The following is a 24,408-nucleotide window of genomic DNA, read 5'->3' as shown; positions in this document are numbered from 1 at the left end:
TCAATGTCCAGGCCGATATAATTACTTTTAGCAGCGGTAATCTAATAGATATTAAAGAAGTGGATAATATAGCCCAAAACCTTATCGGGCTTATTCTCCTATCGATTGATCCTCAGGAAATAATTTTAGTTAGGCTCACGGGCCCTCAAAGTGAAGAAACCCTAAAAGCACTGGCGGATATTTTAAAACGTTTTATTGAAGATAATACAGCTTTAGCTTGGACATATGAAGGCCGTGACCGGCGCGATGCATATGAACAAGAAATTCGACGTTTACACAGGGACAGTCCCCAACTTGAGCTGGGGACTGTCCCTGATTTACGCGGATTTAAGGCTTATCCGGCCGAGTTTGCCGCCATTGAAAGGCCCACCGTATTTTTATCTGCCAATGTCCTGAGCAAGTTTTTTATTTCTAAGATCCATAATGGCTTTCTCACCCATGATGAAGAAGAAGAGCTCTACGGGCAGGTCGAAGAGATCGTTCCATACTTAGGTAATCTTATTGTTTCTAAGAAATTAACTCGCATTGTCATCGTTGCTTTACCCGGCCCGGCGATGATGGTCTCCGAAAGCGAAGGGACTTTGCTTATTCACTGGAGAGTTTTTGAGCTGATGAAAGACCACCCGGCCGCTGTTTTAGGATTCCTCGAACATGAAAAAACGCGTATCCTTCAACCCCATTTAAGCGAAGAAGAGATCATTCAAGAAGACATTAAATATTTATCAGATCATCAAGATATCCTCAGGGATACGATCGAGGTTCTGTTGTTCAGCCAGGAACGTTACAAAATAAATCCAAGACTTGATTGGGAGCTTGCTTTAAAGAAGATCCGTCCGGTCAAAGTTGTCTTCATGACGGATATAACGGTAGAAATAAGAAGCGCTTTGCGTCATCGCTTAGGGCAAGGGGTAGTTTTAGAAAACCTTTTGGCGGTCATTGATGCTTACAAAATTGATTTTTATCAGACCAAGCAGGATCAGGACGGGAAAAGCAATTTATTTACACTGGGCATCAATATTAAAGACGGAAAATTCCAGTCTATCATTGTTACGGTTCCTTATTTTGATGCGAACGCGGACTATATTAATCTTTTGGTTTCATTGCTTAAGATCAAGGCGATCGCTCGCTTTAAGGGAACCGAACTTATGAATGAGGGTATCGTCGGGGCCTTAGAGCGCAATAATTATTTTGAGGCCATAAGCAACTTGGAAGTTATTTATCACGCTGACTATTACCGGTTGACCCGTCAAGAAAAGATCATTGCTATTATGCACATGGTTACCATATCTTCGGGATTGATGAATCGTGGTCAGCGCCAGAAAATTGTTGCCTTACTTGGTAAAAGTGAATTTTTTAAAGAGTTTTCATCTTATCTTATTGCGGTTTTGAGTTTTTGGACGAAGGATAACCCCCTTATCGGTGAATTAGCAAATGTCTATGACCGCTTTAACGATGCGATGAAAGAAAATCAGCCGATCAGCGAAGAAGATGAGGATTTTATTTTGTCTGTCCCCGAAATATTCCTGAAAAAACTTACCAACGGCGGGTTGTCTGACGCTGTTCGCATTCCGTTTGGAATTCTTCGAGAATATTATGTTGATGGATTCAAAAAACCGGCCGATGCGCAGCTTAACGCATTTATTGGCGGGCTCATTCCGCTTGCCTTTGGATTGGTTGATCCCTCAAAAGAGAACGATCTAAAAGCAAGAGTTGAATCTGCCCTTGAAATTCTTTTTGAACGTAAAGAGCGTTTAACCAGAGGAAATATCGCTCGGGAAATGGGGATAAGCACGCGAGAACTTTATGATTTATTGGAGGATAATTCCGATGTTAAGGACTTAGTCTTAAGAAAAACCTCTGCCGGCCATCGCGTTGCGGACGCGAGAAAAGAATTCAAAAAACCAGGAATTCTTTTCAACCGGAAGATGGTTTTACAAAAAGCGCGAGTGGCTAGAGAAACTGCGCAAAAGATATTCTGGTTTAATATGCTGACATCAAACGATGTTGTCCTGGAGTCTGATCTGCGTATTCTTGCCGCTATTCCGCAAGTTGAAGCAATGGTCGATAACGGAAATTTTAACATTAATCCTTATGAGGAAATTGCCGTTAGAGCGGTTGTCGCCGTCGCGACTGTTTACCATCGAGAAAAGTTAAATTCTCAAATCGGCAAAGCTTTACGCGTAATTAGAAAGAAACTTTCCTCCGAATTTCGTTTAAAGAAAGCCTACCGGGAGCTTAAGAAACAAGGCGGATTATTTGATAAAGCAGATATTGCCAAGAAGGCCGGAATCCTTGTCGGAACAGCTTATGAATCAAAGTGGTTTATAAACCTTAAAATAAACCGTAAAGCGCAGGTTGATTCGCTTATTTTATCTGCGGTCAGAGAGATCAGCAAAACAGTTACCAAGAAGGGATTTGAAGGAACTGTTTATGAAGCGATCGCCGCACGATCGGGATTTTCCGTCAGGACGGTTTTAGAAAGCCGTCAACGAAGTCTAAGGGTCAGGCAGGCCATTGATAAACTTAATCAAAAAATCAACCAGGCGATCATTGACGAAGCTAGCGTGTTTAAAACACGTTCTCATAAGCCTAGGAATATTTATACGGTCAGCCGAAACTTATCGAGAAAACTTAATATCCCCGCCACAGCGATCGTGCATCGCGCTAAAACCCAGCCCGATGTGAAACAAGCCGTCAGCCGTTTGTACGCGTTTTTACCGTCGTGGGCCACGCCGGTAAAGGTGGTGGTGGCTGTTTTATTATCCGGAGCGTTCTCTTTATTGCAAGCGGCGGCAAATGACTCAACGAAGGCTTGGCTGGGTGAATGGACGTGGCATAAAACACGGGCGCTGTTAGTTATTGTCGGCATCGTTGCGGCGTTTATTTATTCATTGACGGCTGACCTTATTCCTTTGGGAATTAAGAAATTAGGAAAGCTCAGAAGAGATATAGCCAAATTTTGGCGCCGCTTAGAAACGCAGCGCAAAGTTCTTCGAAGGCGTTTAGAGCGTGCCGCCCATCCGACGGAAAAAGCCGAACCCATATTGGAAGAAACGGCGAAAAATATTCTCGGAGAGTTTTTGAAGGGGAATATTTCCGCCGAAGATGTTTTACAAAAAACCGAAAATTTACGCCCGCAACTTTTTGCGGAGGTTGATTTTGTGCTGAACAACAGCGGTTTAGAAAAACACCTTAAGCTTATCGAGTTTTTAGGAATGATGAATGACGATCGAGCTCTTGATGCGTTGATTATGTTTCTTATCGTTAAAATTCGAGTTGATCTTAAAAAAGGAGGCGGGCTCAACCGAAAAACCGAGATCAATGCTGTTAAGGAAAGTTTGACCCAGCAGGGCATACGCTTTGTTGCTTATCTTAAAGAAACAAAAACGTTGAACAAAGAGCGTAAGGCCGAATCTAATGAAAGAAAAAGATTTGATGAGGCCATTAAAGAGATTCTTTCATTGATCAGGGAAACCTCGAGGGATGAAGCCGTTATTTCCGATATTGATCAATTGGTATCTAATATCGAGCTTCGTTTAGGCTTGGCTTCGAATGCCGCTATTGCCGCTACTATTGTTCCCGTGCCGTCAAAAGTAGAAATAGGAAAGCCCAGGAGAAGAATAGCGGGACTGTTCGAAGTAAACCGTATAACAGCCCAAAAGCTTTATCTCTCCGAGAATGCCTTTGATCATATTATCGCCCGGCATTCACAATTACCGCGTTTTATCGGAGCAGAAGCTAACGGTAATTCGATCTATTTCCCGTATTTGCTTACTGCTCGAGACATCAAAGGCATTGTCACGGAAGCGATGCGGTGGGGATGGCCGGTTTATGAAAATGTTTATGTCTGGTATACCGGCAATTCCGATATGGCGCGCGTTGCCTTAGTGGCTAAACCATACGGACGTTTAATGATCGTTGTAACGGCTTATCCAAAAGTTGGCCGGCAAGTGATGGAGAAAACCGGTTCCAGAATCTTTCTTAATCCGACCAATGTCAATCTTCTTCCTACCTCTGTCAGTGAAGAAGCTCTCAAAGAGCACGGCATTGCCGTAAGGCTTTATTGGGAGAATAAATTTGGCCATAGCGGTTTACGTTCGATCCTGGAAGATGATTTTATCAGAAAACTTAACTTTAGGCCGGAAGTGATCGAACGGCTTATTTATCAGGTTTTATCGTCGCCGACAGCCGATGTTCATCGAAAAAATAGAGAGATCATGGTAGCCCCGGGAAAATTATTAAAGGCCGAAAACGATACTAAATTAAAACTTCGAGTGACCCTTCGCTCGACAGGCTACCAATCAACGCCGTTGGCCACGGGCCCGGAAATCCATGAAATTACCAAATTCTCTATTTATGATTCTCAAACCATAGATTCTCGGGCCATTATGTATGCGCCGGATAGGATTTGGGAAAGTATGCGCGTCGCCCTTTTGGATTTTGCCGGCTGGCCTTACGACGCCCGCCACGCCGATAACGGGGGAATTAAACTTTACGGATTTTTAGGATTTGGGGCTTTTGGTTTATTCGGTGTGGTTGTTGATCCGGAAAATTTACATGAATTAAGCAAGATAACGAAAACCATAACTTATCCCGGCAGGCTTTTTATCTATGACGATTACATCGCAGGGCGGTTAGCGGCAAGCGTGGAGGCTTCTAAGTCTCAGGCTCAAAAAGAAATTCTTGTTATTGATTTTGGCATTGGGCTTGTGGAACCGGGAAAACGTAAACGCAAAGAACAATCGCCCGCGCCGACCTTTACGGAATTAGCCCGGCGCCTGCAAAGAGAAAATCCGCATTACCGTTTGGCCGGTTTTGACAATAACGTAGAAGCGGTGACTCTGACAAAAGACTATTTGACCGATGCTGATCCGGCCATATTTAATACGTTTCTTTATTACGGAACGTTTGACCTTCCGGCTGCGCTTTATGCGAATCAAGCCAGTATCATTCGTGTTGCTAATGTGCTTATCCATTACTCTCATGAGAAATCAAAACGTGCTTTAGGGTTTTTATCCGGGGCTTTGCGGGAAGGCGGATTGATTTTAGTGGGCAGAAGCGGGTTTTTCATAACTTTACAGAAACAAGATAATCAACTTATTCCGATAGAATTTAATTATCAGCTTTATAGCATGGAATTAAGTCGGATCTTACTTGTTGATATGCCGGTTGGCAAAAAGATAGACCATATCTCAACGGCAATTTTTGACTGCGGCATTGATGCATCGCTTAGGCCGCTGCTGGATGATTTTGTTTATTTAGAAAATGACTTAATTATGGGCAATTATGATGAAGTGGAAATTTATTCGGATGTTTCGCAACAGCTTCTCCAACTTTCTTATCCAGCTCAGGTAGATATGCAAAGCGGCCTGCTTACTGTTCGTCTTCATCCCAACGGAAAAATAGCCGTAAGCCGCGAGCAGAAAGAAAATCAATCTTTGGCGGCGTTTATTCCAAACATTTTCTCATTAGGATTATGGGCAACGGTGGCCAATGAAAATCCGTTCATTCTGGGACAATCCTGGGAAGACGCGCAATCGGCTTGGAATAAAGCCATAGAACTTTCTCATGAAGAAAAATATGAAGAAGCGCGAGACACTTATTTAAAAGCCAGAGTATTGCTTTTAGGCCAGTTTGGGCTTTTGGATGACAGCCCGGAAAGCTTGGCACGTTTACCGAAAGAAAAATTCGAATGGCTTAAGATCCGCCTGCTTCGCATGCGGCTTTCTTTAAGCCAGGCTTATCTATACTTAAAAGACTATGAAACAGCTCTTACTTACGTTGACTCAGCTTTAATGGTGGCGCCCAATCATCCCATTTTGCTCATGCAGTACACGGATATTTACCGTGAAATGGGCGATCGAGACAATGTCAGAAAATATTATCGCTTGGCTCAAGATAATCTTTTGATCCCTCAAGAAGACTTTTCGGATAATTTGCGAACGGTTATCATGACCCAGATCCTTTTATATTACGGCGAAGAAGGCGAGACGCAGATAGAGGGCTTGCGGCAATTTTTATCCGGAATTTTATCGGCGGATAGTGCCTTACAATTGCCGGCATTTTTAGAAAAAGAAATTGATGAATTGTATGAAGAGATCAAAACACCGGAAAGTAAAGAACTTCGCCTAAAGACTTTGGATTTAATGGCTCAAGCGGTTGACAGCATTGTGGAGAATGACGATAAGACAAAATGGAAGCTTTTAGCGCGGATCTTTGTTTCCAAGGCGCGTATTTATAAGGAAGCCAAAGAATTTGATCTGATGCACCAAAATGTCGTTGAAGCCAAGAAAGTTGCGCAAGAACACATTGTCCGTGATCCTTCCAATCGGAAGCTCTTAATTTGGCTTTGGAATGAACTTTCCGCCATGATCATCTACGAGATCGACCAAACACTGGAAAAGGAAAAAGAAGCTGCTCTGATCGCGGAAGCTATTGAGTATGTGGAGGCGAATTACAACATTCAAAAAGGAAGCCGTTCGGAAGAGGAGATCTCTGAAGCATTCCGCTTAGGGTACCTTTATTCGCGTTTAACTAGGTATGAAGAAGCGCTCAAGCTTTACGCGCCATACCGTATGCCGATCCTTAAACAGGATTTTAATAAATCGGAAGAAGCCGCCAACCACGTCGGCGTTGTCTATACGGTTGGAATTTGTTTTCAGGAAACGGGGCATCGCAAAGAAGCTTTGGCCTTCTTTAATCGCGCGGTCGATATCAGCCGCCAATGGAGATTTAAAGAGTGGGAAATACGCAGCCTTGCCGGCTTGGCAGAAAACGCCAGGCAAGAGGCTTTGGTGGCCGAATATAAAAATGATGCCAACGGCGAAAAGTTGCGAAAAGCTTTAAGCACTGCGGCGCAGAAATTTGAAATAGTCAAAGCTATGGTTCGTACGCAAGATCCAGGTCAACCGGAACTGACAGAAAGCTTAAGAGAAGACGCTGCGTTTATTTATGGCAAGCTTATTGTCCTTTACCGCGATATGGCGCAATACGATAAAGCTCAAGATGCTTATACGCAAGCGCAATCCTTAAAATTAAAGCTTGATACATCGGCGCTTTATGCGGCGGCGGTGAGCCTGCATAACCAAAGATCATTTCAAAATGCTATTTTAACTTTCAAGGCTGTTCTTGACGGAAATCCGACGGAAACCGTTCGCCGGGACAGTATCAGGAGTTTAGGGATTTGTTACGGCGCCGTTGAAGATAAGGAAAATTCAAAAGTTTATCTAACGCAGGCTCTTGAATTTTCTCCGCAAGACGGCGAACTTCATTTCTTCCTAGGAACTATCAGGCACCAGGAAAATGATTTTGCTCAGGCTCAGGCCCATTATGCGGCGGCTGAAGGTGATCTACGTGAACCATTTAAAAGCTTATTGGCCGTTTATCGTATTTTCTTATATTTGCGTAATCCTGAGCTTGGATCTGCCGATGTGCTTTTTGCTTCACTTTCCGATGAAGTAAATGCGGATAAATTTTTCGATATTGCCAAAGGATTTTATGGGGAAGATGGCAGCGTGACCGATGAAATTGTGAATCTGATCGACCTTTTATCCGGTTACATTAAAACGCATGCGGATATGTTACGGCGAAAAAATGAAGACATCGAAGCCGCGCAAAAAGTTTTTGACGAACAAAGAAACGGCAACGGAGGAAAAAAGAAGAGATCAGCGGCCGAAGAAGAATCGTTTAAAACCGCTAAGAGAAATTTACGTATTTTAAAGGAAGAAAAAGAAGAACTGATCAAGAAATTTGGATTTTACGGTTCCTTATTGATCTTGTTAGGGCAAGATTTTCCGGGGAGTATTTCGGTGGAAGTTCTTGATCTTATCGCGGAGCATAGGACCGAAGAGCAGGAAAAAGTTTCCGCTTTAAAAGAGAAAATCAAAGCCATTTGGCAATCTGAATTGGACGAATTAGAAACACGGTTTGAAACAGCTGTTAGAAACAGCGATGAAGACGAGATTAGCGCATTGTTTGACCTAACAGATGATTCTAAACATTTTGCTCACCCATTTTTTGCGACATTCAAAACAAAGTTGCAAAAATATATTGATTTGATAGACATCAAAAATGAAATTCATGTTCTTGCTCTTGAAGGCGAATACGGAAAAGCCGCACAGCTTTTAAGAGAAAATAAAATTGATGCAGCCCTGATGAAAGAATATGAAAACCAAGAGCGAACGATGCAAATTGTTCTGCGCGGCCTTCCTGAAAGCTGGACCAATAATCGCCGCGTGCGGCAGGTGATCATGTTCTGGCGCGCTCAGAAGGCAAGCGATCGACAAATGACTGATGATGTCCGCCTGCTTTATTCAGGCGGCGTGTGGTCATGGTTTGCGGATTATTTTATTATGCAGCATCACGGTTTGGTGATCAAAGAATACCGAAAGCTTGCCATCGAGCTAGACCATCACGATAGTTTAGATTGGCGTGAGATCGAGGCAGTCGTCACTGCTATGGTCAAGGCCAATGATCATTTATCGACAGCGGCTGTCAGTGAAATTATCGCGGCCGTGGAGGCCAAGAAGCCTGGCTATGAGCTGTTCAAACTTATCCGCTCATTAGAAAATGGGCAAGTGGAAAAAGAAACAAAGCTTAACGCCGTTATTGGGCCGCTTGGTTTTTCGATGCTCTTTGCGGTTTTCGGCACGGTGGCGTCCAGCGGCGGCAAGCAGTCCACGGATTCTCGCATCTTAGCGGCCATCGGATCTTTGCAAAGGCAAGGATACCTCACGATCACTCAAAGAATGATCGCTCACGAAGCCGGAATAAATCCTCTAACTTTATTCAAACATAAAGAATCTAATCCTGAAATAGACCAAGCTATTACGGCGATCACTTCACAAAATGTTGTAACGCGCCGGGAAGCCAGGTCAGGCCAAGGAAAATTAGTTTTTGTATCTCCGCGTGCTATAGGCCGGAAGAAAACCCGGCATGAGGGACAAGCGCAAGCATTTGAAGAATATTTGCGCGATCTGGTCACCGTGTTCAGTAATCCCGATGACCGGCTTATCTTGAAATTATTAACCGGATTAGGGGCTGTTGACGGGCAGCCGTGGAGCAGAGAGCAAATTGCAAAATATTTAGATGTGTCACCCCAGCGCATAAATCAAATAATTTCTATTTTTGAAAAACCCTTAAAAGCGGCGATGAAAAATCATCAAATTAACTGGGATCTTTTGCCAAGATATGCCGGGAAAGATGACGATGCGGATGTTCAAAAAGCTGAAGATTGGCGCATGAGCGGTTCAAGTGAAACATCTTATGAAAAAACTGTACGCAATGGTTCTTTGTATGATTTTTCAGGGCAAGCGTCACGCTTAAGCCGCACACGCCCTGAAGACGTAAGGACTGTTGTTATTAGGTCGATAGCAGACTTTAATAACTTTGAAAGCTCTTTCGTGGCGCAAGCTCAGAACCTGTATCGAGGTGTTCCGATTGTGCAGAGAAGGCCTTTGGGCAAACGTAGAGTTCAAGAAATCCTGACGGTAGCAGCTGCTCTTCCTGACCGGCAAGGAAATATTGTTAAAACTTTAAGAAAACGAAATTGGCCAGTTCCTCATGTGCGCAGCGAAGCCCCTGAAGCAACAGAGGAAGTTCTTATCCCATCGGCAAGACTAAATCCTAAAGTTCTAATATTGGGGGCTGCTGCAGAAGAAACGGTTGCAGAAAGTCCGGTGGTTGAAAAACCTGATTTCGATAGGGATTATAAAGATCTTTTGAACCAGAGAGTTGAAGAGATCGGCTTGGAAAATATCCGTATCGGAAAATATAATTTCACACTTGAAGAGATCTTCAATCTTTTAGGGATCGGATCAAAGGATTTTACATTGGAAATCATCGCCTTCTTTGATGCGCAATATCTACCACGGCCTCTTAAGCCGCGTAATAACTATGAGGAAAAAATAAAACGATTAAAGGTCATCATGTCTGCTCGTTACAAAGGCATTGATCGTCAAAACCGAAAGCCGATCACCTATCAAGAACTTGGCGAAATGACAGGTGTTAAAGAGCTTTCGGCGCGCAGTGATTATAAATTTGCTTACTGGAGGTTATTTCGTGATTATGGCTGGCCAACGCCGGTCTTTAGCCCGGAAAGATTAGCGCAGTTGGCAAAAGAAAAAGAAATGTTCTTAAAAAGGGAAATGGATTTCTTAGCCCAGCGAGTTGACGCAATGTCTATTGGGCGTCGTAATCAGTTGACATGGAAAGAAATTAGAGAAATTCTTCATGTTAGGCGGCTTACTTCCGATCATCGAGATAGGATCAAATCGCTTTTTTCGGAAAGAGGATGGGCGATTCCTGCTCATGATGCCACTCCTTCTGATCACCGTGAAGAATTGTTTATCTTTGCAGAATTCTTCTTAGGATTAAGCGCTTTGGGATTTATCTTAGCCATGATCTGGCGCAGTACGAAATTCCAAGCCTATCTTGCCCAAAAAAGATCCATTAATCATCCTTACTTTTTTGATGAAAAAGGCGGGATCTATCAGCATTTGACCCGCGTCATCATTCCGGAGCTTTTTAAAACACAGAAGAAAGATTCCGGGAGAACGATGCGCGCTAATGTTGTCGGAGGGATATCGCAATATGAAGACGGCTGGCACAATTTTAAAGCCCAGCGCTTTGCCGCTTTGATGTGGGAAGCCGGGCTTCGGGATTTCAAGATCATTGTGACGGCTTCTAAGAGCCAACAGAATGTGTTGCTGCAGCAAGATTACGGCCTGCATTGGTTTCTTAAGCCCAATGAAGTTTTAAGTGAAGATCTAGAGCGGCGTATTAGCATTTCTTTTAATAAAACTGCGACAGGCCGCTTTAGGTTAAAGCCGGAGATCGAGGAGAAAATCGAAATTGTTTACCTCGACAATATTATCGACTACCGAGTGAACTCAGAAGACGAAAAATTTGATCTTATTACTTATAACTTTGTCGAATATAAATTAGAGCTAAATGCCCAAGAAGACCAGCCCTGGGCGGTCAATATCATGGCCGGCAATATCGTTAATAATGCGCGCCACGGCGGTTTGATCTTGATGACGGCGGAAAAATTCTTTGATTCTTATTGGCTGGTGATCCCCTATTCCGTCCGTGCATTCGTTTCCAAGGATAGCACTGAAAGCCAGTATCTTGGCAAGCCGATCTTTGGCCGTGTTTATCTTTATAAGAAAATCGCGGCCGAATATACGGAGAAATTCATTGAAAATCAGTTTAAAAGGATCTTGCGCAAGATCAAATCTTTCCGGCCATGGTTTGATGAGCGCTTCTTAGACGGCGTATTTCGCATAGCGCGAGAATATCATGCCGGTCAGATCCGTTCTAACGGGGAACCGTATATTTTGCATTTATTAAGCACGCTTAAAACTTTGGTTTTTAGTTTTAGAATTTACGAAGAAATTGAATTTGACCATATGCCGAAATTCTGGTTTGAAATTATTTCGGCGGTCGCGCTATTGCACGATGTTTTGGAAGATTACAAGGGTCCGTTATCCCGGACGGAGTTGATCGAAGAGTTAAGAGGAAAATTACTAAAATTAACTGATGACGCAGCAGCGGTTGAGCTGATCATTCAATGTATTCTTCTGTTGAGCAAGAAATATTCGTTAGAAGAAGATGAAACATTTTTAGGCCGCCTGCTTGCCTTTGATGTTACAAACCATTTACTAATGAAATATCTGCAGATCATTAAAGCCGCCGACAGACTGCATAATATCTCCACACCGCGTTATAAATACACAATGGCGGCCGCCAAATCTTATGTTCAATCGACCGAATGGTTTGTGTCTCATCCGAATTCGCTTATTCCGCTTCGTATCCAGACGATTTTCCATAATCGGGTCAACAGATTATATCGCCCGGAATTAGAGAAATTAAACGTGACGGCGGTGGCCCAAGAATTAGACGAAGATTTTGTCGGTGATATAGTGCGCTTTGCCAGAAACATGTCAAATCATATCGCTGATACGATCAAAATGAATCGTGATCAGGCGGTTGTCAAAAGAAAGCCGGACGGATCTTTGGTTACATCGTCAGATCATTTAGCGCAAAAAATGGCATTTGAGTTCATATCTACAAAATACCCGACGCATTATATTCATGCCGAGGAAGATCTAAAAGAGATCGGCCTCCCAGAGCCCTTGATCCGGCAAAATAGTGCTAACTTCGGCCACACGAATTTTATTTGGGTGATCGACCCCATTGACGGAACGCGGGCTTATGCCCAAAAGGACACAAACGAATATGTTTTCGCGTTAAGCGTCCTTTATAAAGGCTGGCCGCTGATTTCTATGATCATTGCTCCGGATCTAAATGAGACATTCGAATCCAATGCGTTAACTCGGGAAGTTTCTGTCAACAACCGTCCGATTAAATTTTCCCCGGAAGATTCCGCTGATCATAAAGTTATTATTGCCGATTGGAGCGGCGAGCCGCATCCGCTGCGTGGTGTTTTAGAGAGCAGTAGATATTTTGTGATCTCTAAACAGCAGTCGTCTTTTATTTATACGGCAACGCGCCTTATTTTCAGCAGAGAACGGCGGCATGCCGCGTTTACGTCAATGACCGGCGGCGTTCACGATGTTGTTCCATCCGCGGTGTTATTGCGGACGGCGGGTTTGCGCGTTTATCGGATGGATGGAGCGTTCCTTTTTCCGCTTTCTTGGAACGATTTCTCTCCGGAAAAAACGGCGTTACCGTTCGTTGTCGGCCAGGCCAAAGCGACCGAACATTTGGTCGATCTTTACCGACGGCATAAAAAATTAGAAAATTTAAATTCTCTTAATGGATTTGTTCTCTATGGCGTCTTAATGTCTTTGGCAACCCTTTTAGTTATTTTCATAGTGAAGATAGGCCGCCAAGAAATCTTAGAAACATCTTTTCAATCACGGGCACCGAGTTACAATAAAATTAACGACGTCTCAGACGACAAAATTTCCGTCATGTCGGCGCTTTATTTAGCTGTCTTACCTTTCCGTGGCTGGTGGGGGATAGCTAAAGCCGGCATGGCGGTTTTGATTTTCCGCAAGTCTTCGACAGGATCCGCACAAGATCTAAATCCAAGCCTTTTATCGCCTTCCGTTGTCCCTATGTTCGGCCGTGAGCTAACCGTATTTAATTATCCCGGAATCTATCAGACGATCGTTTTTGCCGATGATATTCGTCATTTTGAGTCTCTGCGCATGGTGCGCGCGCTAGAGATCCCGGGCACTTTAAAGCCTGAAAGCAAAGTTCTTGTGATCGGGCCCGGAAACGGCATTGATGTCATCGCCGCTATATTAGCCGGGGCCAAGCAGGTAGACGCGATCGATATTGCCGAAGAAAGTATTTTGCTGACGGGGCATAATCTTGTGCATAACGGCTTGACAAACAACGTTCGCGTGTTCAAACACAATAGTTTGCGTGGGCTGGGTATTTACGATGTGATCATTTGGCATGCGCCGGAACCGGTCGATGGAAAGACAAATAACCACAACGATTTTATTTCTAAGAGAAAAATGCAGGCTATTTTAAAGCAATTGCCAAAACATTTTTCATCTCAAGGCTATGGGATCTTTGCTATTTATTTGGACCGATTATTTATTTGGGAACCGTTATTCACAAAGGCCGGATTAAAACATAAAACGATCATCAGCCGGCGCGTGCAATCTATTCATGAGCCCGGAGTTGTGCGTTTAGAGCCGCAACATAGATCAAATCAAACGCTTAATTCATTTGCCGCCTTACCGATCTTTTCCGTTCCGTTTATTTTTGGGACGGTCAACGGATACTTCTTTGCCCGCCATCCCGGAAGCCTGACGCTTCAAGGAGACAACATCATTGCCGACGGAGAAGTTTACATAGAATTTCTTACGGAAATTTTAGGGCAAAACGAAAAAGAATTTTCAGTCATCAGAGAACGGCTGAAAGATGAGATGGCTCACGGAGCTATTTTCAAATTCAGCCCTGATCTTAAGCACTTAGCTTATAAGTCGCCGCAAGACGGCGTGGTTCTTCTTCATGAGGCTTTAGCTGACCCTAAAACGCATCCGCCCGTTGAGATCGCCGAACAGGTTTGGGAATTGATCTTTGAAGAAATGGTTTTAGCCTACAGCAGGGAAATCATCGGCCAAGACCGCATGTTGGCTAAAAATGTGGTTAAGATATTCGGCCTTTTGACTAAATTGGCCAAGCTTCTTATCTTTTCGGATGAGACATTGGAACAAATGGCTGTGTACATGGATAAGCATAAGAAAATATTTTCCCACGACCATTTGCGCACACTTATTGATATTGCTCGGGAGTTGAAGAAAAAACTAAAAGCAAATCATTATTATATTACAAAAAGTGTCCGGGAAATTTATACCAGAGACGGGCTTCTTATTGTTTTACCGCCGCTGTTGGAACTCATTAAATCCGCTAAAGGGCTTTTTTATGAAGACCCTCGTTCCGGTTCCCAGGTGGTCATCGGCATTGAGGAGTTGGCGGTTCAAATAAAGAAACTGATCTTTGCCCGCAATAAATTAAAACTTATCCGTGAGATCGAGAAATACAAAAGTGGAAAACCTTCCAAGGTTCCCCGTACTGCTTTTATCGGCGATATTGAAGGCGACGGTGAACTTTTAGAGCTTTTAATGGCGGAAGCGCTCGCGCAAGGCGCCACCAAGATCGTTTTAACGGGGGACATATTCGGCAAGGGAAAAGAAAATTTACGTATTTATCAAATTTTGCGCCATTACAAAGAAGTCGACGGACTTCCCCTTATTCTTCTTTATGGTTCGAATGAAGTTGAATTTATCGCGGCCATGATGGATCACGAGCAGCTAACGAAAGTTTGGTTTGCGATGGGCGGTGGGAAATTTATTTTTGAAGAATATAATCAAACCTTGCTTCAAGAAGGCCAAGAGCCTTTGACTATGGAAAATTTCCGGCAAGATCCCTTGATGCAGGAAATGTTTGCCTGGATGAAAGAACATTATTATATCTATCATTACGGGCGTCAGGGCATTTTAGTTATTCATGGCGGCCCGGTCTTGGAAGCTAATTACGCGGGATTTTCCGGCGTGACCGCTTTGGATATGATGGAACGGGATCTAAGACGCATCGAATCATTAAAAGCCCCTGTTTTAAAAGCCTTGTTTGACGCTTATTCGCCTTTGATGGGTGATATCCGCTCTGACATTCAATCTCGTGAGGGATTTATTGACAAGATCCATTTTATTGGAAGGACCGGGCGGGAAGTCAATATGATCGTTACATCTCACCCCGTTCAAAACAGTATTCCGCAAAGAGGGTATTTTGGGATTTCTGAAAGTCTTTTGATGGCGGGTGAAAACGGCGTGCGTTTATTTCAGAAAGATAAAAATGATCCTCAAACGATCTTTTCGAGGCAGCTCGTCGAAGAAGATGAATACCTGGATACCTTGTCACAGCGTTTAAGAAATTGGCTTGTTCTTGTCGCGCATAGCCTGGAGAAAGACGCCCAAAAGGCTGAAGAAGAAATACATAAGCGTCTAACAGCGTGGAGAACCATCGGTTATTATTTGCGTTCACCGATCTCTAGAAAGTTAAAGAATCTCATTGTTCGTTTGGTGAATTTGGCGGCTTACGGAAAGCTTTCTTCGGACGACGCGCAGAAAATTACCGTGAGCTTGAGCGATCCCTTGCCGGATGTGGTTAAATTCTTGAGGAAATTTAATATTGTTTTCTCCGGATCGGAATTAGCCGAGGAAGAACAAGGAAAAAATATATTCCTCATTGCCGAAAATTTACTTCCCTTTATTGAACGTTCCCGGTGGAATTGTGATGTTATCCAAAATAATGTATCCAAAGAAAAAGAAGTTGTTCTCTTAATTAGCCGTGACCCGATTTTAGAATCGCGCGTAACTTACCAGATGCTTCAAACCGGACGCTGGTCTTTGGTAGGAACTTCGGAGATCCAGGTCATGATCTTAGGCGATTCTATTTTTGCCGGTATGATGCCGCTAGAATATGTTCCTGAGGAGTATCAAGCATTTTATTATACCGATCACAACGGGCAAAAACAGGCCACAGATATCTTGCCGCAGCAAAATTTTGTGGAAGTTGACCGCATCATCATTTTGCATGAATTATCCCGTTGGCAAACGGTTAAGTTTTTAGCCGAACGTTGGAATTTATTTAATCGCATCGGAGGAAACCGTGGACAACGCAAGGCGGAGTTGTTCAAATCTATCCAAGCGGCCAGAGGGTATGCCGTAGCGCCGCGTTCTAGATTGGATTATTTTCTTCAGGATCAAAATATCGAGCAAATCGTTATCCCGCTTGGTTCTGATGTCTTATCCGGAAGACCCCATAATCTTGTGACAGAGATCGAAGAAACATACCTTTATCAAAAATTATACCGGTGGGCTCGCACACCTTTTGGACAGCGTCAATGGATGAGGGTCACGAATCGTTTAGATATGGTCTATTTGCGGGCTGTATATCACTGGACCGCTTTTAAATCACATCTGAGCCGAAAATCTTTCTCAGAAGAAAATTTACACGCCCGTAAACAGATCTTAAGAGAGCTGTTTTACACCAACCTTGTTTTAGAGCATAAGCCGTATTTGTGGGCGCATTTGATCGTTGAGGCTATGCTGCGAAAGGATCTTAACAGAGCTCAAAGAAAAGAGTTGCACCACATTTTCCCGAGGACCAATCAAGAGTTTCTCGCCGAAGATTCTCGAGACCGGTATAACCGTGTTAAAGATTTTATTCAGAAATATCATTTGGGCCATTCGACGGAACTTATCTATTTTGCCTTTACGCCTGCATGGGAAGATGAAATACCGCAACAAGTAGCGGGTATCAGCCGATCGGAAAATCAGACGCAATCTTTAGGATGTTTTATATTGGGCGTTCCGGTTCTGTTCGGATTAGTCAGCGCGGGAGAAAAGAAATTAACTTACGTATTGTCAAAACCAAGAATAAAAATGGGAGGGGATCTTGTTATTTTGCTTCCGCAGGAGCTCTCCGGCGTGGTGAGAGTTGAACGCATTGTTGGTGTTGAGGTGAAGTTGGTTGACTTAACCGACCGAGACAATGTCCTTATTTTGAGGAGAAAAGAAGGCCGAATATTTGCTTGGGTTCCGGCCTATAAAAATTATCCGTCCATTAAGGAAGAAATCCAGTTCAGAGACAAAGCTACTTCGGTTGATCTTTATTATAACGGCGCGGCAGCGGAATTTGCCGACCGGGTTTTAGAAAATGTTTATCAGCTGCCGCGCAAACAAGCCGTGATGAAATATTTAAGCCAAAATAAACCTTTTACGTTGCCAAAAGACCATAACGAAATTTTGTTCGGAAATCTGAGAATTCGATTTATTAGATTTTATTCCCGTGATCCATTTCCGGTTATTTTTTACAGAGAAAGGGCTCAGTCGCGCTACTTGGCTGTTGTTGAGCGGAATAATCCTGTTAATTATGTTGTTTTTGAGAAAAAAGGTAATGTGTTTTATCTTCTGGGCGACGGGAAGGATAATTCAAACGTAGTTATTCCAATCACAAACGGTTACTTACGCCCCTTTAGCGTCAAGGCATTTCAGAATTTTGACCGGAATATCCTTCGCCCCAGAGAAGTGACATTTAACAAGGGAGGCGGGACCACCGTCGGCTCTACCCGAGTGAGCTGGTATTATAAAACTCCATTTTATATTGAGCGCCGTTTAGGTATTTCCCGGCGGGACTCTGAATGGGAACGTGATGAAGTTATTTTCTTTGACGGGAAAACGGGGCAATATGTTACTAAGTTAATTCGTGTCGGCCCCTATGAGATTACCGTTGACGGATTTAAGGACAAAAGCGGCAAAAAAGTCATTATAAAGACAGATCATTTGAACATCAGCGCCATCGTCTGGAACTTTGCTCAATTTTCTTCTCCTTCTTTAAGAAGGGCGTTTCCGCAAAGAGGAGAAAATCTTACCGGAGCGACTGCAAGAACAGTGAACTATCGCATTGTGCAAGACAAAGTTGTCAGAGATGATAAGCAGTTTTTGGAACCTGAAAGTGAGTCGTCCCAGGGCAGTTCAGTAAATTGTTTTATTCCGATGTCCCTATTCGGAGTAGTTTCCACCGATAATACTGATCAGGAATCTGCGGAAATGACGGCGATCAATGCGGCCAAGACAATTTTAGGTAAGCCCGTCCACAATCTTACACCGGAAGAAGAGCTTATATTAGTGAAAGCTTATCGGCTGGTCAGTTTTGATGCGTCTTTGCAGGAACAATTTGAATATTTAAGGTCAAAGATTATCAATTATTTTGTGGAGTCCAATACGGGATTGATTTTTCAAGAATTTGGGAAATATTTAAATCATGCTTTTCTTGATAAAGAACTTCTGGCTATTGCCAGGGAAGGCGTCTTCTTTGCTTTAAGGCCCGGCCGATTTGATCAAGAGCGCGGGATACAATTAATGACCTATACCATTAATTGGATACGGCACAGAGTCCATGACTTGCTTAAGGCCAAGTATAGCCGTACGATAAGAATTCCTAAACAAAGTAAAGAGCAGAGGAACAATGGAGGTCAAAAAGAAAGCAGACCGCGCATTACCTTTGTTCGCCTCGGGGATCCAGTGGAAGGACGGAAGAGTGTTGAAGCTCACGAAGGCTTGCAAATTGAGCAGAATACCGTTCCTAACGTGGAATGGGAGTTAGATGTCTCATCTCAAAGAGAAGAAATCTTGTGGCTTTTAGCAGATATGAACAATCAAAGAGATGCTTTGATTTTAGTTCTCTTTTATCGGATCATTGCCGAAAATCCCAAAGAACATTGGTATTTGGAGGATATCGCCGGTATTTTTGAATTGACCAAAGAACGCGTCCGGCAGATCGTTGGAAAGAAGACAAAAGAACTCGGGGTAAAATTTAAGAAATTTATTGTTGATGGAAAGATCAAAGAACATTCCTGGGCCAATTTGGAAAAAACTATCCGCGCGGCTGAGGCGCTTAAAGAAGCCTTAGATTATGATCCTAAAATGGAAGCGGCCCAGACGAAGAGGCTGCAAGGCGAGTTTAAAGCTGCTTTACAAAATTTAATCTCGAAAAAAGAGGCAGAGATCGTAAAGCCTTCGCGCGCGGCTCGTGGTAGAAAAAATCCCAGAAAAGAAAATCGCCAACCTTTGGCAATCGTTACCGTAAAGAGGCCCAAGGAAGAAAACACAAATGTAAAACGGGAACCTAAAAAAGAAGATAATCCGCCGAAACCTAAAGTTAAGGTTATCCCGGTTCCTCAATTTGAAAGGGAAGCCTTTGCGCAAAGGGTTGAACAGGCCTTGCTAGAAATCCCCGCTGATCAGCGTGTTCCTTTGACATTAGAAGTTCTCTCAAAATATTCCGGATTTAAAGCTTCTGATCTTCAACGACATTTCAACGAAATTGCCGCTGTGGCCGCGGAAAAGAGATGGCTTATTGTTGATCAGCAAAATGATCTTTTCTTGCGTGTTATTTTTTCTTTAAAAGATCCTCGGTCGCGGCTCATCCTTTTCTTGCTTTACGGAATAGGGACCAAAAACGGTAAAGAGTGGAGCTATGACGAAGTTGGTATTGTGTTAAGCCTTCGAGAGGGCAAGGTAAGAGAAATAAAAAATCGCTTACTCGCTCAATTGCAGGATCATTTAACGCAAGTACAAAGGTTAAAAAATCTTAAAGTAGATATCATCGATAAGGATAGGAATAATATTCGCCTGGCTGAGCAATTAGCGATGAGCCCAGGTAGCGCGTCGCTGCGCGGAAAACTCAATGACGGATTAAAAATTGTTTTTCAATTTTTCTCGATGGAGCAATTGGTGAGAGAAGTGGATGCTTATTACGAATCTACTCCGCGAAAAGATTGGCAACCGATTTCCTGGGAAGAACTTGCCCGCATGATCAATTCGACGTTTAAGGTCGTTTATTACAATCGCCGCGCTGAAATTATTGCCGAATTTGAAAAGCACGGCTGGCCTTTACCGGTAAGAGAAAATATTCCGTCCCTATCTAAGCAAAAAACGCTTAATGCCTTTATTATTCCGTCCATCTTGCCGATTTTATGGGGAAGTGTGGAAAACAGCCCAACAGAAGTTTCTCAAGCAATATCTGATTTTGATAATATTTCTATCCAGCAAAGAAGAGCTTTGGTGAAGCGTTTGGAAGACCTGTTGGCCCAGCATAAATGGGCAGAGATCGAACGGTCATATATTTACCATGTTCTGCAATTTTACAAATGGCATGAAGGAAACGCTAGAGCTGTGTTAGGGATGCAAGAACAGGATACGTTAGCAAAAAGCATGAGGAAGTATCAGCTTACTCATCAATCTGTTCCGTCAGGCCTTATTAACCTTGACTTGCCTTTCTTCCCGACAGTCCATACTTTAAAACTATTCTCTGTTTATACGGCTTTGCTTTTGTCAAAGAACAATAAAGAAAAATCTACTCAGATACTCGGCATAAACAAAGAAACAGTTTATGAATTTATAAATGACGGAAAAATGGAATTTTCTAAATTAGAGAGATCATTGCAGGAGATAAAAAGCGTTTTTGCCCGCACCATGACCACATATATGCTTCTTAAAAAGCCTGCTGCTAAAATATCCACTATGATTACAACACTACAAGAAGCTATGCGCGCGGGTTCTTCTTGGGAAGAAATCGAGTATTTGTATATTCTTACCGTACTGAAACGAACGTGGAGAGATAAAGAAGCGGATATTATTCTGGGCGGAGATCAGAGCTATCGAGATGCTCTAAAAAGAAAGCACGGAATTGACAGACAATCGATAGCCGGAGATGCTGCGATTTTCGATTTTCCATTCTATCCTCCCGTAAAGATATTCAAATCTATGGTTATTTACGCGGCCTTACGGTTGAATAACGGTAATCAAGCAAAAGCCGGTAAAATGCTTAAGCTTAGCCATCAGGGGGCAGTCCGTGAACATATTCAGAAAAATCAGTATCTCTTTTCGCAGTTAAGTAAATCAATTAAATATTACGAACAAAAGACGCAAAGGCATCAAAATACTGAAAATGCTCAAAGGCTTGTCAAAACATCTATCTGTGGCTTGATCAATGATGCCTTAAAGAAAGCCGGTAGCCTTGCTGCTCTAAGGAGAGAGAAACCTGATCTTTACAACCAAGCCCCTGGGAACCTGGGGGATCAGCCGAATAATTATAAAATCGCGTGCCGTGTTTTTGGTATTAACCCGGATGAGCTACATGAGATGGAAGAAGATTATATTAAAAGACTTAAACGAAAAGTATCAATGTTGACTCATCCTGACATCGGAGCTTCTTTAGCACACACCAATTCTGTTGCCAATCATTTCTGGTTTAGGTACGCGACAAGAGCGGCGGAAATTGTTTATCAAAGATATCAAATGCTCCAGCCTAAGAGATCATGGGTTGCGGCAGAATTACGTCCGAGCTCTGGGCGCAAAAAAGGGCTTTTATCTGAACCAAAAAAAGAAAGCAATCAAACTGATTTGAATGCTTTTGCGGGCGGTTTATTGTTTGGATCATTTTTCTGGGGAACAGTAAACGCAGAAAACGCCGCAGCGAATAAGTCAAGAAACGTAACCAGCGGCCTTTTCACGACCGAAATCACTGATGATGTTTTAAGGGCTGTTTATCAAGAGCTCATTCAAATTTATCAAAGAGCTCCGACAAAAATCGAATTAGCAAGAAGGACAAATCAATCCATAACGTGGACCCAGCACCGCGCTAAGGTATTAAATATTGTGCTGACTAAAGAAGACGATGTGGATCTTATCGATACTTATTTAAAGATCAAAAGAGAGATAGCCGCCTCAAAAGAAAAGCGCCTGCCGCATGTGGTGGAATTATCCGACCGGCTTAATTTAACCAGGGCAGGTGTTATCAAGCGCGCTAAAAGACTTAATTTGGATTTAGAAAAAACCAGACTGCGCGATAGTTTCAGCCTTTATGTTTCGGGAATATCAAAAAAAGTTCCCGCGGAAAGAATTGGTGTTTTAAGAGAAGCCGGCAAAGATTATTTAGGGACAAATTTCTCAGAGGTTGTCATCAACGGCCTTCCTGAATCTTTAGGAAAACCGGGAGATTGGATCTTGATTAGTTTTAGAAGAATTAATAAAAGCCGTGATCTTATTGTGTCTTTCAAGCCTTATGGGGCTGATCAAGAAACAGAACCTGTCCACGCACAGCGTTACCTGAGCATCAAAAATGGGATTGTCAAAGTGAAAAGAGAATTTGGCGTTGATAGGGAATTTGCACTGCGTGAATTAGAGCGAAAAGGCTATATTTACAAAGAACTTCCAAAATGGGTAAGAGCCGGAAATACGCCGTCTTCTTTCTTTGAAAAGCTTCTCATTTACGAAGAATTTGGTTTCGAGCCGGTTTTGGAGCAAATAACTCATCTCAGCTTGGATAATTTAAAAGCGGCTCTTCAAAAGCAAAAGGAATCCTCTAAGCCCCGCAATAAATCCTTAGCGGCCGCTTCAAGCCAAAAGAAAGAAAGTGCTACTGTAGTCAGTAAGCAAGAGATTTCTATATTAACGCATCAAGAACGTCGGAATCTGATAAAGTTGTTAACTAAAAAATGGAACTTATCCAATGATAGAATCCGCACAATATTACGCAATATTGAGTTTGCCTATTTTTCTCATTTTGCGAGATATCTGGAAATGGTAAAGTCTCATTCAGCCGGGCAAAAGGGGAAAGACATTGTTAAATATTCACAGTTTGCCGCTTCTACTGAGATTACCCGACGGATTTTAGGCATTTTAAGCCAAGATTACGGCTTTGTTTTCCGGTATTTTAAAGACGGAGTTGAAATTTTAAGATCTCCCAAAGCGGAAAGCCTGCCTAAAGATTCTACAATGGGACAAATTGAAAATATATCTGTCAGCGATAAAGCTATTCAAGGTTTATTAAGCGGGCAGGAAATCGAACATTCCATTGAAAGGATCAAACGGGATTTTAAGATTGAATCTCAGCGCGAAGCCAGGGAGAATTTACATGAGTTTATCCGAGATGACCTACAGATCATCGTTAAGTATTTACTGAGCAAAGGTTTTGGAAAAACTGTTTCCATAGAAGAAATTATCCGTCACAGGAAACTTTTTTATATTACGTCTCTTGAAGGTGTTCAACGGGCCTTTAAGATCTTTCCTAACGTTTTTCATGTGGAAAGATTTATTCTCGCCAGAGAGAACATTATTGTGCTGACCGGATATGATCCCAAGGAAATATTTCTGCTGACAAGATTAGAAGAAGTTTCTCTGGCATGCTTCTGTCCTTCAGTCGGAAATATATTCGACTCACTAATTCCGGCATTGTTCGGAATGGTGAGTAATGTAAATGATGACTTTTCTCCTCATAACAGCTGTCCGGAGAATCTTCCTGTTACTGCCGCTTATCCTCTGCGCGTTCCGGCTGAAGCCGCCCAGAAGGCGGATGAACAATTCGGTATTCAAAAGACATTAACCGATGTCTTCATATCCGGGTTTGATTTAACGGATCCTGAAGGTTTTTACGATGGGCATTTTGAAATTATGCAAAATGTTTTTAAACGCCTTAGCGAAAACGGACGCGCACCGCCGGCCGTAGGTACTTGGCGTTTAGTTATCACCACCGACCTTGATCTGACCCGTAGCCACATCGCATTCAGTGATGGGGAAATCAAAACCATATTCTTACATCCATATTTCTTTCACTTGGCTCATATTCCTGCCGAACACTTTGACCTTTCTTGGGTTATCCGCGAAGATATTTTCCGCCATGAATTTTCGCATTTGGATGGCGATGAGGAAGCCCTAGCCCGCCACAAAAGCATTCTTTACTTTAGAGATAATCCATGGAAATTCAGGGTCTATCTAAAAGCTCTTAGTGACTATAAACTTTCCTTAGACGATGATTTTGAAAATGAGTTAAATGATCTTGCCATGGACATTGGTAAAAGGCAAATAAAGGCTTTAAGATTCTCTGATCTTGACATGACGATGCTATCAAGGCGGTTGCGCGTAGGCGATAAAATATTAGCTTTAGGGATCTTTAGGGTTTTCTTCCGTCGGGTTTTGAAGAATAAAGAGTGGGAAAATATCAATTCCGTCTTTTCCAATTTGCAAATCGCTAATCAGGATTTGATCGAAGCAATAGATGCGCTTCGCGACAGCCTTGTTGGTGCTGAGCAGGGAATTTTGCCGCAACAAAACGAGATCCAAGTCCAAGACCTTACTTATCAGCAGAAAGTAAATATTTCTACCGCGCTTCAAAAAGCCTCGGAAGAACATGAGACCATGAGCCTTCTTCTGGAGAATTTCCAATTAAAAACCTCGGCACCTATCGATATTTCGGGAAGAGTAAACCATATTTTCATTACACCTGTCCTTGCCCTTAAGGTACGCCTGAAAGAATTATCGGGAAGTTATTCAAAGGGATATTTATCGCGCCAGATACTCA

1 protein-coding gene (only partly in view) is annotated in these 24,408 nt (G+C 42.7%); it reads left to right on the top strand.

This entire window lies inside a single protein-coding gene on the top strand: gene aceK / locus WC676_01430, encoding a bifunctional isocitrate dehydrogenase kinase/phosphatase (GenBank protein ID MFA5059275.1). The 132,390-nt coding sequence extends 86,914 nt beyond the window's left edge and 21,068 nt beyond its right edge, so the window shows coding positions 86,915-111,322 — codons 28,972 (partial) to 37,108 (partial); the first codon wholly inside the window starts at position 3. The start codon and the stop codon both lie outside this window.

It is taken from the genome of Candidatus Omnitrophota bacterium (assembly GCA_041649175.1).
GTDB lineage: Bacteria > Omnitrophota > Gorgyraeia > Zapsychrales > JBAZNR01 > JBAZNR01.
This window is presented reverse-complemented; position numbering and strand designations above follow the sequence as displayed.